This window comes from Stenotrophomonas sp. Iso1 (assembly GCF_027497995.1).
In the GTDB taxonomy this organism is placed as follows: domain Bacteria; phylum Pseudomonadota; class Gammaproteobacteria; order Xanthomonadales; family Xanthomonadaceae; genus Stenotrophomonas.
Window position 1 is genome coordinate 464,275 of the sequence record NZ_JAODBT010000003.1, and the last position, 14,559, is coordinate 478,833.

Here is a 14,559-nt window from a genome sequence, read left to right on the forward strand (position 1 = left end):
CGGGGTTTTGTGTAACGCAAAGCAGCGGTGAAGCTGCGGCGGACTTAGAAGTCCATACCGCCCATGCCACCCATGCCACCCATACCGCCGCCGCCCATGGCCGGCTCATCCTTCTTCGGTGCATCAGCCACCATTGCTTCGGTGGTGATCATCAGGCCCGCGATCGAAGCGGCGTTCTGCAAGGCAGAACGGGTCACCTTGGTCGGGTCCAGGATGCCGAATTCCAGCATGTCGCCGAACTCACCGGTGGCAGCGTTGTAGCCGTAGCTGCCGGTGCCTTCCTTGACGCGATTGACGATGACCGACGGCTCTTCACCGGCGTTGGCAACGATTTCGCGCAGCGGGGCTTCCATCGCGCGCAGAGCGATCTGGATGCCGTGGTTCTGGTCTTCGTTGATGCCCTTCAGGCCAGACAGCGCAGTAACAGCACGCACCAGCGCGACGCCGCCGCCCGGGACAACGCCTTCTTCCACTGCAGCGCGGGTAGCGTGCAGGGCGTCATCGACGCGGTCCTTCTTTTCCTTCATTTCGATTTCGGTCGAAGCACCGACCTTGATCACGGCAACGCCGCCGGCCAGCTTGGCAACGCGTTCCTGCAGCTTCTCGCGATCGTAGTCCGAAGAGGTTTCTTCGATCTGCGTCTTGATCTGCTGTACACGCGAAGCGATGGCAGCGGTATCGCCGGCGCCGTCGATGACGGTGGTGTTCTCCTTGGAGACCTGCACCTTCTTGGCGCGGCCCAGGTCCTTGATGGTGGCCTTTTCCAGCGACAGGCCAACTTCTTCGGAGATCACGGTGCCGCCGGTCAGCACGGCCATGTCTTCCAGCATCGCCTTGCGACGGTCGCCGAAGCCCGGAGCCTTGACGGCCACAACCTTGACGATGCCACGGATGGTGTTGACCACCAGGGTTGCCAGCGCTTCGCCTTCGATGTCTTCAGCGATGATCAGCAGCGGCTTGCCCGACTTGGCGACGCCTTCCAGCACCGGCAGCAGCTCACGTACGTTGGAGATCTTCTTGTCGTGCAGCAGGATGAACGGGTCATCCAGATCAGCGGTCTGCGACTGCTGGTTGTTGATGAAGTACGGGGACAGGTAGCCACGGTCGAACTGCATGCCTTCGACGACGTCCAGCTCGTTTTCCAGGCCCGAGCCTTCTTCAACGGTGATCACGCCTTCCTTGCCAACCTTCTTCATCGCTTCGGCAATGATGTTGCCGATCGACTCGTCCGAGTTGGCCGAGATGGTGCCGACCTGGGCAATCGCCTTGTCGTCGGTGGTGGGCTGGGAGATCTTCTTCAGCTCGGCAACGGCGGCCACAACGGCCTTGTCGATACCGCGCTTCAGATCCATCGGGTTCATGCCAGCGGCCACAGCCTTGGCGCCTTCACGGATCAGTGCCTGTGCCAGCACGGTGGCGGTGGTGGTGCCGTCGCCTGCGTCGTCATTGGTACGCGAGGCAACTTCCTTCACCATCTGCGCGCCCATGTTCTCGAACTTGTCAGCCAGTTCGATTTCCTTGGCGACAGACACGCCGTCCTTGGTGATGGTCGGCGCGCCGAAGCTCTTTTCGAGCACGACGTTGCGGCCCTTCGGGCCCAGAGTTGCCTTGACGGCATTGGCGAGAACGTTGACGCCGCGCACCATGCGCGAACGGGCGTCTTCACCGAAACGAATATCCTTGGCAGCCATTGCTTGAAACCTCGGGAAAGGGGATTTAGGGAATGTGAGTTGGGTGAATCAACAGCGGGGCGGTTCCGGACGGTGGGTGGAGAGATGGCGGCGGCTCAGCCGCTGCGACCATTCCCTGTTCCCCGGTACCGGTCCCCGCTGTCAGAGGCCATCAGCCGATGATGGCGAGGACGTCGTCTTCGCGCAGCACTTTGTACTCAACGCCTTCGGCCTTGTAGGACGAGCCGGCGTACTGGCCGTAGATGACCTTGTCACCAACCTTCAGCGACGGCGCGCGCACCGAACCATTGTCCAGCGGCTTGCCCGGGCCCACGGCCACGACTTCGCCCTTGGTCGACTTTTCTTTGGCCGAATCCGGGATCAGGATGCCGCCGGCGGAGATTTCGTCGGCTTCGATCGGCTTGACTACAACGCGGTCGTGAAGCGGCTTGATGCTCATGAAGGACCTCTTAAGTATTTGATTGGTCTGTAGTTCCGGCAGTTTCCCCCAGCCAGGCAGAAGCTGAAGGTACCGCGCTTAAAAACGCCCGTCGAACGGGCTTGAAAATGAAATGGGGCCCACACGGGTGCTTTCAAGGGCCCAGCGAAAAAAGCTTCCCCGGTGGTCCCGGCAGAACGGAGCCGTGCTCCGCTGAGGACTTTCTCGGGAAGGCTCCTGCCAAGCGTGCCTCGGCACTACATGCCCCCGGACGAACCTGGCTCCCCGGACGACAGGCAAAGCGAGCGGGAAAAGTGCCTTCCCGCCGTCCTCGCTAGAGCGGAACCATGCTCCGCTGGGGCTCTACTGGGAAGCCCCCTTCCGAGCATGGCTTGGCATTGGATGCCTTTCGTATGATTCGGGCTCGGCAACACGGGAAAAAAAATGGCGTACCCGGTGGGACAGCCGGACACGCCATGCAGAGAGAGCCGCCCGGACCGCAGGCTGAAATGCTGTTTTTATAGATCTCTAGAGATAACGCGACCACAGCACCGACGCGTTCGCCGGGGCCGAGGGGATACCGCTGCTGCCGCCACCACAGACCGGCAGCAGATTCAGGCCGCTGCCATTGGGTACTTCCAGCGAGATGCCACCGGCCGTAATGGTGGTGTCTGCTCGTTGATTGCTGCCCACGGTGAGGCTGCCGTGGATGGTGACGATCGCGCCACTGGTCGCCAGCTGCTTGCCGAGCAACACGCTGCCACGGATGGTCCAGCCAGCCATTGCTGCGCCTTCCTCGGCGATGACCGCGGTGTTGCCGATCGGCAGGCCGGAATACGTGGTGGTCTTGCCCTGGCCGTCGGTGCCTTCCCAGGTCACGAACTCAGAACGGCTGGCGCACAGGTTGGAGGGATAGAACGCACCACCACAGACCTTGTTCGCTCCGGCAAAATTCGGCGCGACCAGATCGCGGTGGCCGGAACTGTCCAACGCCACGTCGCCGCCCTTGTTCACGATGGTATTGAGCAGGTCCATCGTAGTGCCCCTGACGGTCACCGCCGCGTCAAACCAGAGCACGCCCGCCGGCATCTTGCGCACACCCTCCAAGAGCCAATTGCCGTTGCCCTGACGGATGCCCAGACAACCCTTGTCATTGCCGTTGGTGCAGGTCATCAGCTCCTGCAGCACGCCCAGCTGGCTGGCTGAAGGACTTTTCAACGGGTACACGCCGTCGATGGACGAACCATCGGCGCGCTTGACATGCTGGATGGTCAGTTGCGGCAGGCCATTGACTGACTCGAACACATAGTTGGCCATGCCTTTGTAGTTTTCCGCGTCCACCGACTTGACCCGCGCATCACACCACGGAATGCCGGGCAGACCCGGACTGGTGCCAGCCTGCGCGCTCAGCACATTGGCCATTGGCATGTTGAGGCTGCCTGCTAGACGGCCGCTGCCGGTCACTCGGACATCTCTGGCGGTCATGTTGCCGCCGCCAAGCAGGTTGCCGATGGTCCCGGACACCATGTCGATGTCACCGCCAGCCCACAACGTGCTGTAACTACCGTTCCAACCCAGCACCGACACCTTCTGGCCCCACAGCTGGCCAACGCTCAACGTATGCAGGCCGGCGTTGCCGCCAGCAACCGACACCGAGGTGAAGAGCAACTCGTCTGGCAACACTGCGTCGTCCGGGCCCTTGTCCTTGTCGTCACGCAGACGCGCGGAAGCAGCGGTGCCGGTCACAACACCATTGCCGGGATCAATGTCCACCGAGCTCAGATCCAGCAGGAACCGGCTCTGGTCGCTCAAGGTGATGACCAGACGGCCGGTGTTGAACGGCACCACATTGCCCTTGGTCCACGGGATACCGCCGGTGACGGTTGCAGCGACCAGTTTGCCGCCCACCTCCGCCGTGCCGATGGCGCGGCCGCCGCTGTACACCACGGCAGTGTAGGCACCGGCCTTGATCGCGACGTAGTTGCCGCCACTGACGCCATTGCCGACGGAGACATTTTTGCCCCACAGCGTGGTGCCGCTGGGGTTGCCCATGCTGTTGATGGTGATGTTGCCCTCGGAGTGGAGATGTCCGTTGTTGGTGATGCCGCCGCCACTGAGCGACACATTGCCCTTCACGCAACCGGAGATCCGTGCGGAGGAACCGCCACCGATGGTCAGGTCGCCTGCCACCACCACGTTTTCGTAGTCAACCGGGTTGACCACTTCCAACGAACCACCGCTGTAGTTCAGGTTGCCGTTGAACACCATCGGCGCGCTGGGCAGCGAATGACAGACCTCCGGCGTTCCTGGTGTGCCACTGCCGGGCGCAACGTCGTAGACCACTTCGACCGTCGCGGTGGTCAGCGCCGATCCCACACCGGCCTCACCAGTGACACGCGCAGTTACCTGATACAAGCCGCTGCCGGCGGCCTCCACCGAAGTCACCACCGCCGAGCGAACTCCCAATGTGCCCAAGCCCGCTACCGGCTTGGCGTCGTTTCCTACCCAGCCGGGCCACACGGTTTTTTCAACCTGCAGCAGGTACAAGCGCAGTGCTTCCACACCGCGCCATGCCGCCGCCTGCGCCGCCGTGGCGGAATGCGTGGTCAGCTGCTGTGATTGAGTGCCGCGCAAGGAGTAGATCGTTGCGGCGACAGTGACCGATACCGCCAAGCCCACCATCAGCACGATCAGGATGGTGGTGATGCCACGCTGTTTTTGTGGCGAAGAAAAGCGACTTCTATCCATGCGTGTGCGCTCCCGTTCCATCAGGTTGAAACCGCAAGATTGGGCAAACAGGCCTGGAACAGATGACTGGCACCGTCGGCCTGCTCCATGTCCACCTGCTGCCCCGGTAATGCCATCGGCGAGGTACTGAAATCCTGCTGCATGAAGGGCAGGCACTGGCGCTCGGCCTTGAGCGCGAATACATAGCCCGCAGCCAGACTCATCGCGCCCACTTCACCTTCGCCGCTGGCGTAGGCGCTGCCGTCCTTCTGCGCCGGCGTGAAGAATGCAGCGCTGCCGGCCAGCAGTTCTCGCTCGGTGGCGGTCCAGCTGACGGTAGCCACGTCGCTGCAGGCCTTTGGTGTGAAGCGATACAGACCTTCGTTGTCTGCCAGACGCAGCCCCGAGCAAACAAAACCAGTGTCGGCCAGCTGCGCCTTGTAGCGCCACACCACTTCCTTGCCGCCATCACGCACGCCGAGTTTGCTACTTAATGCATCTGCCGCCGGCACACCGAAACCGGCCGATTGCATATCCATCTGCGCGGCCAGCAATGCGGCCGATACCTGACCGTCGCGCAATGCCGAACGCGAGGCATTGGCGGACACTTCGATCATGGTTTTGTAGAGCACCAGCATCGCCGAGATGGTGATCAGCGAGATCACCAGCCCAATCATCATGCTGATCAGGGTCTGCCCGGTTTGATGACGGCGGGCGCGAACAACGCGGCGACGGCTGTGCATGATCATTGCCTCGTGGACACGAGCAGGTCAGGGTCATCACTGCTGCCCCGGCGCCCGCCCAAATCAGCGGCCGACACCGTTAGATCCACCCGTTGCGGTGCGACGACCGCGCGAGTGACACCGGCCATGGACACATTGGCCGATGCCGCTTCGCAACTGATGCTGGCGTTCTTGTTGCCGGTCGGCAGCACGATCTCTACTTTGCTACCGCTGCACAGGCCGACACCCTTGCTGTGCAGGTTGTCGCGCAGGCGTTCGACCACCAGGTTTTCTACCTTGGCGTCGCGCTGGTTGTTCATCATGTTGGCCGCCACATGCGCCAGACCGGCTCCAATCAGGCTGGTGATCAGCACGCCGACCAGTGCTTCGAGCATCATGTCGCCGCGCTGGCGGCGGGGCGAATCAAAGCAGATCGACATAAAGCGGGTCCTGGTTGTTCAGGCCAATAGCCAGGCGCTGATGACTGGCACCACTGAGGCAGCTGCTGGCCGCAGGCAGACGTTGCCCCCGGTTACCGAAGGCCACGCAGGCCAGATCACCGGCAGCGGCGCTCAAGGCATCGGCGTCGGCGAAATCCGCCGCTCCGGTCAACTTGATCTGTACGTTGCGAGGCAACTCACCGCGCCACAGCACCTCGGTGCCGTCCGCACGCAGCACCTGCAGCGCGCGGCCATCACGCTGCAATCGGGCCGATACCGCACCGGCAGTAGCTTGGGTGGGGTTGCGCAGTGCCAGCGAGCGCGCCTGTGTCACGGCCTCCCACATCACGTTGCGCGCCTGCATCTGGCGATTGCTGTCAATCCACTCCAGCGCAAATGGCGTACCGGCGGCGGCCAATACCGCCATTACCGCCAACGTCACCATCAATTCGACCAGCGAAAATCCGGCAACGCGCCGGTTCATGGCCAATCACTCACGCCAACGCAGTTGCCGCTGACGGAGCGCGTATTGCCGGCATCCACGGTGAGCGTGCAGCCGTTTGCCTTGCCCATCGAAGCGCTGGCGACAGCCTTGAGCTGATAGCCGCCACTGCTGGCTGAATAGGTATAAGTGAAATTGCCGGCCTTGGTCCCCGCACTCCAGCCCTTCTTGGCGGCGCTGTCGCTGGCCGGATAGCCGAGCGTGCGCTGGCGGAAATTCTCGACATTGCTCGACAAGGCGAGCAGATCACTCTGGGCCACGCGGATCTTGCTGCGGAGTGCGTAGTCGGCATAAGCCGGCAATGCGATAGCCGCGAGGATGGCAATGATGGCCACCACGATCATCAGCTCAATAAGCGTGAAACCAAGAATACTGTGTCGTTCCATCAGGGCCTCCCTGCGGGCGCTACGGCCTCGCTCCCGTGTGTTCTGAGCCTTGGACGCTGAGTCCAGCACTCCCCCCACTCAAACAAACAGTTCACAAAAACTGTGACGAGCGGCAATATACATTTGATGACAACGATGTCAATACTTCCATCTGAAAGCGCCGCATTCGCATCTGCGACAATCCCGCAGATGGACGTAAGACTGGTCTTCTGCACCTGCCCTGATTCAGACAGCGCCCAGACGCTGGCCCACCTACTGGTGGAGCGGCGTCTGGCGGCTTGTGTGAACTTGTTGCCAGCGATGCGGTCTGTGTACCGCTGGCAAGACCAGATCGAGCAGGCGCAGGAAGTGCAACTGCTGATCAAGACCTGCGCTGATCGGCTGGATGCGCTCACCACCGCCATTCAGCAGGAACACCCCTACGAATTGCCGGAGATCCTCGCGATCTCCCCCAGCGCCGGCTTGCCGGCGTATCTGGAATGGATCCGGGCACAGACCCGGGAGGAAACCTGAGTCGATGATGCTGTTGCGACGTTTCACCGCCCTTTGCCTGCTTTCGTTGAGCGCCCTGCCTGCCTGGGCCGTCAGTGAAAAAGATCTGCTCCCGGTGGACCAGGCCTTTGCCCTGCAGGCCACCGCGCCAAGCCGCGACCGCATTGAATTGCGCTGGGATATAGCGCCCGGCTACTACCTCTACCGCCACCGCACCAGCGTCAAGGCAGGCCCTGGCTTCAGTGCCGGCGCCATCCAGTTCCCCAAGGGCGAACAGAAGCACGACGAATTCTTTGGCGACGTCGAGACCTACCACCGTCAGCTGCGGGCCACCTTGCCTGGCAGCGCCGAGGCGGGCGTGGAGACGGTCAGCCTGGAAGTCCGTTACCAGGGCTGTGCCGATGCTGGCGTGTGCTACCCGCCGCAGAAGCGCACCATCGAGGTAAGGCTGCCCGGCGCCACCAATGCCGCTGCCACTGCACCGCCTGCCGCGCCGATGTTCAACCCGCTGGCTGCGGCCAACGGTGGTGGGCTCAAATTGCCGGGCGCCAGCGCCGGTGCCGTGGCAGTGCAGAACCTACCGCTGCCACCGGACAAGGCGTTTGGTTTCGAGGCCATCGTCGACGATGGCAACCGCCTGCTGCTGCGGTTCTCGCCGGCACCGGGTTATTACCTGTACCGCGACCGCACCTCGCTGGCACTGGAGGGCGCCTCCGGCATCCGCACCGGCCGCCCACAGTGGCCGGCAGGTCAGCCGTATCGCGATGAGCACTTCGGCAGCGTAGTGGTGTATTTCGACCAGGTGGAAGTCCCGGTGCCGCTGCGCCGTGACCGCGCCGAAGCCACCCCTGCCACGCTGGTCGCCACGTTCCAGGGCTGCCAGACCGACGGCATCTGCTACCCGCCGATGACGCGCCGGGTAAAGCTCTCGCTGCCAGCCGGCAATGTATCGCCCAGCGCAGAAGCCATCGTCGCACCGCTGGTGATCCCACCGCTGCCCAGTGGCAAGAAGGGGGAGGTGCCGATGCAGCCGGCAATCAACCCGAGCAACCTGCCTGCACCGCAGCCATTGGTGGTACGCCCGGATCCGGGCGCGCCCAACCTCACCCAGGCCGCACCCGATGCATCGGCCGAAAACAACCAGCGCAGCCAGCCACCGACCACTTCCGCCGAAAAGGCCAACGGCTCGTTGTTCTGGGCCCTGCTACTGGCACTGGCCGGTGGTCTCGTACTGAACCTGATGCCCTGCGTATTGCCGGTGTTGTCATTGAAGGTGCTGGGCGTGGCGCAGAGCGGTGAGAGCCGTCAGCATGCCCGTCGCCATGCGCTGTGGTACACGGCAGGCGTACTGGTTGCCTTCTCGGTGATCGGCGGTCTGGTACTGGCACTACGTGCCGCCGGCCAAGCGGCAGGCTGGGGTTTCCAGCTGCAGCATCCGTGGTTCATCGCTGCACTTGTCTACCTGATGTTCGTGGTCGGCCTGAGCCTGAGCGGCGTGCTGACGTTGGGCAGCAACCTCGGCGGTGTCGGCCAGTCGCTGGCTCGCCGCAGTGGACCGATGGGTGACTTCTTCACTGGCGTGTTGGCCTGCGTGGTAGCCAGCCCGTGCATCGCACCGTTCATGGGCCCGGCATTGGCTTATGCGTTCACCGCGCCGCCGCTGTTGGCCTTCCTGGTGTTCCTGTTCCTTGGCCTGGGCCTGGCATTGCCGTTCCTGTTGATCGGCTTCGTGCCGGCACTGGCACGACGTCTACCCAAGCCCGGCGCGTGGATGGAAACCTTCAAGCAGGTGATGGCGTTCCCGATGTACATCACCGCCATCTGGCTGCTGTGGGTGTTGGGCAAGCAGCGCGGCGCCGACGCGATGGCACTGCTGTTGGGCGGCGTCACGCTGTTGGCGCTCGGCCTGTGGTGGTTTGAGCGCAGCCGCTGGCACAGCCGCAAGACCGGTATGGTGCTGGGCTTGGTGATCGTGGTGCTGGCACTCGTACCGGTGTGGGGCGTGACCCAGCTGGAAGCACCTTCTGCCAGCGCTAAAAGCGAAGGCACGGTGACCTATTCCCCGGAAATGCTCGACCGCCTGCGCGGCAGCAACCGCGTGGTATTCGTCAACATGACTGCCGACTGGTGCGTGACCTGCAAGGCCAACGAGCGCGGCGTGCTCAATCGCGATGCATTCCGTGACGCACTCAAGCGCGTGGATGCGGTGTACATGCGCGGCGACTGGACCAACGTCGATCCGCAGATCAGCGCCTTCCTCGACCAGCATCAAGCCGTCGGTGTGCCGCTGTATGTGGTGTATGGCCCGGGCGCACCGCCACGCGTGCTGCCGACGGTGCTTACCCAGACCATCGTTGAAGACGCGCTGCTGCGCGCGGCGCGCTGAGATGCGCTCCGCGTTGTGGTGGGTGGCGGGCATCGCCGCGGCTGCGGGCCTGTCCGCCGGTGCATGGTTGAGCCGCCCCACCCCAGCGCCGTTGCCACTGATGACGGAGACTTCCAAGCCGGTGCGCCCGCCGGAACAAATTGCCGCAGTGGGCCCCGGCGATCTGATGCCCGCGTTCACGCTGCCCGATCTGGACGGCATGCCCGTGCAGTTCCCGGATCGCTTCAAGGGCAAACCACTTCTGATCAACGTATGGGCCAGTTGGTGCGCACCGTGCATCGAGGAGATGCCAGAGTTGGCGCGCTTTGCCGCCAGACACGCCGACAACGGCCCGCAGGTGGTTGGCCTGGCATTGGACACACCGGAAGCGGTGCTGGATTTCCTCGGCAACGTGCCGGTGTACTACCCCATCGTGATTGAAACACCCGGCCCGGTCGATGCCAGCGTCAAACTGGGCAACACCCAGGGGCTGTTGCCTTACAGCGTGTTGGTGGATGCGCAAGGGCGCATCGTCAAACAAAAACTAGGGCCTTTCAAAGCCGGAGAGATTGAGGCGTGGGCGGCGGCACCGGACGCAGCTGAAACAACGCGCTGAAACCGCCCTCCGAACTCAGCCCAGCTTTGGCGTCGACTGATCCAATGCCCAGAGCCAGAACGTATCACCCCAATCGCTGTTGGCGATGACGGGGAATACGTCGTCTTGTTTGAAGTAGCGGCGACCGATCTGCGCTGGCGTGTACCACCAGCCAGCACGTGGGCATGGCTTTCTTGCTGGGACACGTGTTTGTTGAACCGATGGCCCACCGGTGCCCGCGTAGGTTCCGTCGATGTCTTCATACTCGCCTTCGATCATCTCCACGAAGTACCACTCGCAGGGGTGGGATTCGAACATCATGCGAGCAATATGAGGGGCTGAATGCTTGGAATCTGCTGCAGTTATTTGCTCCCATCCAGCTCGGTTCATGCCCCTGTTTTCATCGAGCATCCGGTAGAGCGCGTCTGTATCCCCCCACAACCCCTTCCGACCAACCCGCTGCAGCACCATCATCCCGAAGTGATTCAGGTCGTAGACATCGTCCAACTCACCGTATCCACCTGTCCACGCAAACTGCAGTGCGCCGTATGGCTCATCCTTCGGAACATATACACCTGTGCGTGGCGGAGTCTTCCCGCTTACCCCCACCAGATCAGTGCGTACCCGGAAGCGAGGAACTCTTTGCCGATTGATATGGCCGGCATTCCAATCCAACCAGAAAGCAAGATCATGAACCATCCCAGGCCGCGTGACGTAACCGCTCAAGCCAGCGGCATAACGAAACGCCCTTTCAGCCTCCGCTTTGAACGAAACCTCCTGTTCATCCGTGGCCCATATCAAGCGCGGCGCATACTCGCTCAGCATGCGTGCGCATTGATTTTCTCCAGCTGGGCCGTACCTCTCGAACGCACGCAGCGCAATGTCCTCCACAATCCCATCACGAAATTCAACCAATGCCGGATACGCATGCGTGGCAAAATGTATCGCCGTACTGGTCTGATTCCAGTTGGCGTGCGCGATGCCCATGGCATCCAGGTGCGAGCGTTCTTCGAGCATTGCATCCGCCATCGCGATCAGATGCTCCGCACGAGGAAGGATGCTTTTCAGATACGCCATCGACGTGAAGTGATGGATCAATGCCGCTTGGCGCTTGTGCCACGGATTAAGCTCAATCTGCTGTACTGACATGACTACCTGTTGATCCTCTGTCCAGGAAGGTTGGGCAAACCGAGCTTCACATCATTCATCTGGCTGTTGAAGTCGATACTTCCCCAGCCGGTATCCATCGGCCCGATGATGCGCGGATTGATGATTTTAGAACGCAGGCTGGTGTACTTGACCTGCTCAATCGCAGGTAACGCCCCCCACGCGTCATGCGTCATTGCGCTGGGCTTGGTAGCGCCGGTCACCTGATCCACCTCGTAGTACTGCCGTCGGTCCGCCTGGGATCGAATGGGCTGTCCACCAGCATCTCTCGGAATACTGCCATCTGCGCGATAGGCGATTTCAGCGTCAAACTTGATCTGCTCGTAGCCCCCTTCCAAATAATAGTCCGGCAGCTTCTTGGGGCCTTTCTGCTGTGCTGAAGCAGGCCCTCGCCAGACATTCAGCTTTTCGCCGGCCTTCAGCTCATAGATGACGAACTGCCCATTGGGATTCCAGTCCGGCCATACCGCCAGATGCAAGCCGATCAACGTCAGCGCCAGACCTACCCAGGCCCACGTGTTGTCCTTGTCTTCGTTGATCTGTTTGCAGTTGGCGATGATGTCGCGCACCGTGCCGGGGAATCAGATCAAGCAAACTAACCACATCATTTCCCTTAAAGACATGTCTCTCCAACTCGTACGAGCAGCCAAGATCGCTATACATACCGAAGAGAGAAGCTTCCCAGGCAGATATCATTGGTGTTGTACGAAAACATCAACCTTTCATTCTCATATTCGACTCTCGTCTGCCATGCCGTACCTCGCAGCATCGCAATCGAATTCCTGTGCATAAGCTCGTCATCGAAACCGTATTCCTCTCCAAGCAGGTCGACGAATAAGACTTTATGCGGCACATGACGTCTCAGGTATCGTTCGGAATTTCCACTGGTACCACATAGCATTGTGATCGCGACATCCCATGCACCCTGCGCATCCTCTCCGACAAGCAGGCGCTTATCTTGCTGCAACCTTTCAAGGTCGGAAATGCTACACGCGGGCAGCATCGGTGCATATGGATGATGAGAGTTACGGGCCGACCTCATCGCATCAGGTGAATGGCGATTTAAGTCAATGAAGGGAGTCGTACAGAGGAAGAGCATTGCTAAATCATTCTGCACATTGCCAAGCACGCATCTGGGTGGTGTTTCGCGACGTTCGACTTACATAAAGCGAGAGCCTCCCTCTTGGGAACCAAAATCATCAAAATCCGCGCCACGGGACAAGCCACGGACAGCGCATTCCATCAAGATCCGACGATACAGGCGGTGGAAGCCCCGTCTCCGGATCACCTGCTTCCCTGTAGCCCGTATGATCAAGAGCTTCCATTGGCTTTTGGCTCGCACAAGCAATGTGCAAATAGTTCCAATGACCGGGATCTGCGCCGTGTGGATACTCGTCATACATGGAGATGTGCTGGGCAGCGCCTGCATAGCGATGTTCATACAGAAGTGTGTTGAATCGCTTTGCCAGTGCGTTGCCCGTAACAGGATTATTCTTGAACTAAAATTTTCCAAGCTCATCGTTGTAAGGATCCACCACCACAATATCCAGCGCGCCTCCCAAGCTTGGGTAGACAGGATCCCAGCATGGGGTGCCACATGCCGCTGATTTCCACAGAATTCGCTCCCGATTCAGCAGATGCAGAGATGATTTTTGGCCATCACATCAGCTTGGGAAGTCCCGGTGAGCTCTCCCACGCTCTCGCAGAACCCAACCTGTAGTTTCAGTGTCAGATCCAATGGGGCGATGATAATCTCGCCACCTTGAGCGTACTTTCTATCGGGCGCAGAAACGTTCACGATCTGCCCGCTGTAGAACGGCTCCAGAAGCTCACCCCATGCCAGCCGTATGCTCAACGGCGCAGCATATCTGCCGTCCATGCCGGCGCTCCAGATGCTGGGACGAGGAGAGCATCGCCATTACCGCAGCGAAATGATGGCCAAAGGCGTTCTGGGGTAGTCATCAAATTTGTAGGATGCTGACCAGCATCAGCGCAGCGATGGTCGTGCACAAACGCAGTACGTTGAATTGATCGACTAGCACATTGGAATTCTCATGTTGCTACAGATCACTTTTCGCAAAAAGCGTAGCAATGCCCTTTGTAAGTCAACGGCCGTTCCGGTTCGTCGTGCCGCTGAAGCTTCCAACCCATGTATGGACCAGCATCGGTAAAGCCGGGGTAGGCATGGTCCGTCAGGTCCAGAGCGGCTTCATCCGGCGATGAGACACTTGGTCCAGCTGTCTCACCACAATGCCCATAGATGTACGTTCCCAAAGATCCTGGCCTCGCTCCACCGTCAGACCAATAACTGAACATGGACTCATCCAGTACAGGACAAAGAATTTCATTATCAACGACAAATCCAAATTGCCCACCCAAACCCTTCCGACCTAATTCTGAAGCTCTTGTCTTGGCTGTAACGTTCTTGACTGGTGGAATCATTCGATACAGAACCTTCGCCGTTGGCCACATGGGAATACCAGAGATGCGAACCTCCACCATCTGATCGCCAACAGCATCGGATTCGTTTGATTCCAATATCATGCCCGTCCGATCAAAAGTGTAGAAGTACGCGCCGCTTCCTGCTTGTCTTACAGGATTCCCCACTACCAAGATGGCGCGGAACGGCCAGCTTTTGGGGGGATGGAATGAGCCCGTGCCATATGGCGGCGGATTTGAGTTCCCAAACGGCAGCATCCAATGCGTTTTGTCATCCGGCGGGGTTACGTCCTGGTAAGCACTCGACCCTTCCTCTGGATGACATTCATAGATTCGGCCGCTTTTCGTAGCAATGATCTTGGGTGGCTCGGGACAATTAACAGGGCCGCTTGCGTCTCCTGGCAAGTGTTCAAACACCATCGAGGGAAGGAGAGCGGCACCAAGAAAAATGGCTGATAGGGTCTTCATTCTTGGTCGGCACCTCGACTGATATGTATGTGGTGTTGATGAGTAGCATCGGTTGCAAACACGCGGGCATCTGGGGTTCGCACCCCATTATTTAACGGGCCTGCGAGCCCCAATTGTGCGTACGTTGGGACCCAAGGCCCTCCAAGC

General features: G+C 60.5%; 14 protein-coding genes. 3 read left to right on the forward strand and 11 right to left on the reverse strand.

From position 1 onward, the window contains the following. Window positions 1-44 precede the first annotated feature (44 nt). The 7 genes from groL to PAN08_RS14960 form a co-directional block, all read right to left on the reverse strand. Window positions 45-1,691, reverse strand: coding sequence for a chaperonin GroEL (gene groL, locus PAN08_RS14930; RefSeq protein ID WP_269792289.1), 1,647 nt, complete (start codon window positions 1,689-1,691; stop codon window positions 45-47). A gap of 151 nt (window positions 1,692-1,842) precedes the next feature. Further along, window positions 1,843-2,130: a co-chaperone GroES gene (locus PAN08_RS14935; RefSeq protein WP_057631623.1), complete on the reverse strand. Its 288-nt coding sequence runs from the start codon at window positions 2,128-2,130 to the stop codon at window positions 1,843-1,845. A gap of 507 nt (window positions 2,131-2,637) precedes the next feature. Continuing rightward, window positions 2,638-4,857 (reverse strand): hypothetical protein, encoded by a 2,220-nt coding sequence (locus PAN08_RS14940; protein ID WP_269792290.1) that lies wholly within the window; start codon window positions 4,855-4,857, stop codon window positions 2,638-2,640. 20 nt (window positions 4,858-4,877) lie between these two features. Continuing rightward, on the reverse strand, window positions 4,878-5,579 hold the full coding sequence (locus tag PAN08_RS14945; protein WP_269792291.1) for a hypothetical protein: 702 nt from the start codon (window positions 5,577-5,579) through the stop codon (window positions 4,878-4,880). Window positions 5,580-5,581: 2 nt separating this feature from the next. Continuing rightward, window positions 5,582-5,998: a hypothetical protein gene (locus tag PAN08_RS14950; protein WP_269792292.1), complete on the reverse strand. Its 417-nt coding sequence runs from the start codon at window positions 5,996-5,998 to the stop codon at window positions 5,582-5,584. After that, window positions 5,982-6,482 (reverse strand): prepilin-type N-terminal cleavage/methylation domain-containing protein, encoded by a 501-nt coding sequence (locus PAN08_RS14955; RefSeq protein ID WP_269792293.1) that lies wholly within the window; start codon window positions 6,480-6,482, stop codon window positions 5,982-5,984. Before PAN08_RS14955 ends, PAN08_RS14950 begins: the two co-directional genes overlap by 17 nt. Beyond that, on the reverse strand, window positions 6,479-6,886 hold the full coding sequence (locus tag PAN08_RS14960; RefSeq protein WP_269792294.1) for a type IV pilin protein: 408 nt from the start codon (window positions 6,884-6,886) through the stop codon (window positions 6,479-6,481). Before PAN08_RS14960 ends, PAN08_RS14955 begins: the two co-directional genes overlap by 4 nt. A 189-nt stretch (window positions 6,887-7,075) precedes the next feature. Here PAN08_RS14960 and cutA point away from each other — a divergent pair, with 189 nt between their 5' ends. Genes cutA through PAN08_RS14975 form a run of 3 tightly spaced genes read left to right on the forward strand, consistent with a single transcriptional unit; the run spans window position 7,076 to window position 10,359 of the window. Further along, entirely contained in the window at window positions 7,076-7,399 is a 324-nt protein-coding gene (gene cutA / locus PAN08_RS14965) for a divalent-cation tolerance protein CutA (RefSeq protein WP_269792295.1), read from the forward strand. Between the two features lie 4 nt (window positions 7,400-7,403). Then, window positions 7,404-9,764, forward strand: a complete 2,361-nt coding sequence (locus PAN08_RS14970) for a protein-disulfide reductase DsbD (RefSeq protein ID WP_269792296.1) — start codon at window positions 7,404-7,406, stop codon at window positions 9,762-9,764. Window position 9,765: 1 nt separating this feature from the next. Further along, window positions 9,766-10,359: a TlpA disulfide reductase family protein gene (locus tag PAN08_RS14975; protein WP_269792297.1), complete on the forward strand. Its 594-nt coding sequence runs from the start codon at window positions 9,766-9,768 to the stop codon at window positions 10,357-10,359. 15 nt (window positions 10,360-10,374) lie between these two features. Here the strand turns inward: PAN08_RS14975 and PAN08_RS14980 are convergent, their stop codons facing one another. The 4 genes from PAN08_RS14980 to PAN08_RS14995 all read right to left on the reverse strand — a co-directional run bounded on the left by PAN08_RS14980 (window position 10,375) and on the right by PAN08_RS14995 (window position 14,412). Beyond that, a complete protein-coding gene (locus tag PAN08_RS14980) occupies window positions 10,375-11,487 on the reverse strand; it encodes a hypothetical protein (protein WP_269792298.1) in 1,113 nt (370 codons plus the stop codon). Between the two features lie 2 nt (window positions 11,488-11,489). Continuing rightward, window positions 11,490-12,074 (reverse strand): hypothetical protein, encoded by a 585-nt coding sequence (locus PAN08_RS14985; protein ID WP_269792299.1) that lies wholly within the window; start codon window positions 12,072-12,074, stop codon window positions 11,490-11,492. A gap of 1,061 nt (window positions 12,075-13,135) precedes the next feature. Continuing rightward, entirely contained in the window at window positions 13,136-13,384 is a 249-nt protein-coding gene (locus PAN08_RS14990) for a hypothetical protein (RefSeq protein WP_269792300.1), read from the reverse strand. 188 nt (window positions 13,385-13,572) lie between these two features. Continuing rightward, window positions 13,573-14,412, reverse strand: coding sequence for a hypothetical protein (locus PAN08_RS14995; protein WP_269792301.1), 840 nt, complete (start codon window positions 14,410-14,412; stop codon window positions 13,573-13,575). Window positions 14,413-14,559: the final 147 nt, after the last annotated feature.

Excerpts from the sequence above, each read along its gene's own strand:
- groL (WP_269792289.1), bottom strand. The coding sequence starts at position 1,691 with ATGGCTGCCAAGGATATTCGTTTCGGTGAAGACGCCCGTTCGCGCATG.
- PAN08_RS14935 (WP_057631623.1), bottom strand. The coding sequence starts at position 2,130 with ATGAGCATCAAGCCGCTTCACGACCGCGTTGTAGTCAAGCCGATCGAA.
- PAN08_RS14940 (WP_269792290.1), bottom strand. The coding sequence starts at position 4,857 with ATGGATAGAAGTCGCTTTTCTTCGCCACAAAAACAGCGTGGCATCACC.
- PAN08_RS14945 (WP_269792291.1), bottom strand. The coding sequence starts at position 5,579 with ATGCACAGCCGTCGCCGCGTTGTTCGCGCCCGCCGTCATCAAACCGGG.
- PAN08_RS14950 (WP_269792292.1), bottom strand. The coding sequence starts at position 5,998 with ATGTCGATCTGCTTTGATTCGCCCCGCCGCCAGCGCGGCGACATGATG.
- PAN08_RS14955 (WP_269792293.1), bottom strand. The coding sequence starts at position 6,482 with ATGAACCGGCGCGTTGCCGGATTTTCGCTGGTCGAATTGATGGTGACG.
- PAN08_RS14960 (WP_269792294.1), bottom strand. The coding sequence starts at position 6,886 with ATGGAACGACACAGTATTCTTGGTTTCACGCTTATTGAGCTGATGATC.
- cutA (WP_269792295.1), top strand. The coding sequence starts at position 7,076 with ATGGACGTAAGACTGGTCTTCTGCACCTGCCCTGATTCAGACAGCGCC.
- PAN08_RS14970 (WP_269792296.1), top strand. The coding sequence starts at position 7,404 with ATGATGCTGTTGCGACGTTTCACCGCCCTTTGCCTGCTTTCGTTGAGC.
- PAN08_RS14975 (WP_269792297.1), top strand. The coding sequence starts at position 9,766 with ATGCGCTCCGCGTTGTGGTGGGTGGCGGGCATCGCCGCGGCTGCGGGC.
- PAN08_RS14980 (WP_269792298.1), bottom strand. The coding sequence starts at position 11,487 with ATGTCAGTACAGCAGATTGAGCTTAATCCGTGGCACAAGCGCCAAGCG.
- PAN08_RS14990 (WP_269792300.1), bottom strand. The coding sequence starts at position 13,384 with ATGGACGGCAGATATGCTGCGCCGTTGAGCATACGGCTGGCATGGGGT.
- PAN08_RS14995 (WP_269792301.1), bottom strand. The coding sequence starts at position 14,412 with ATGAAGACCCTATCAGCCATTTTTCTTGGTGCCGCTCTCCTTCCCTCG.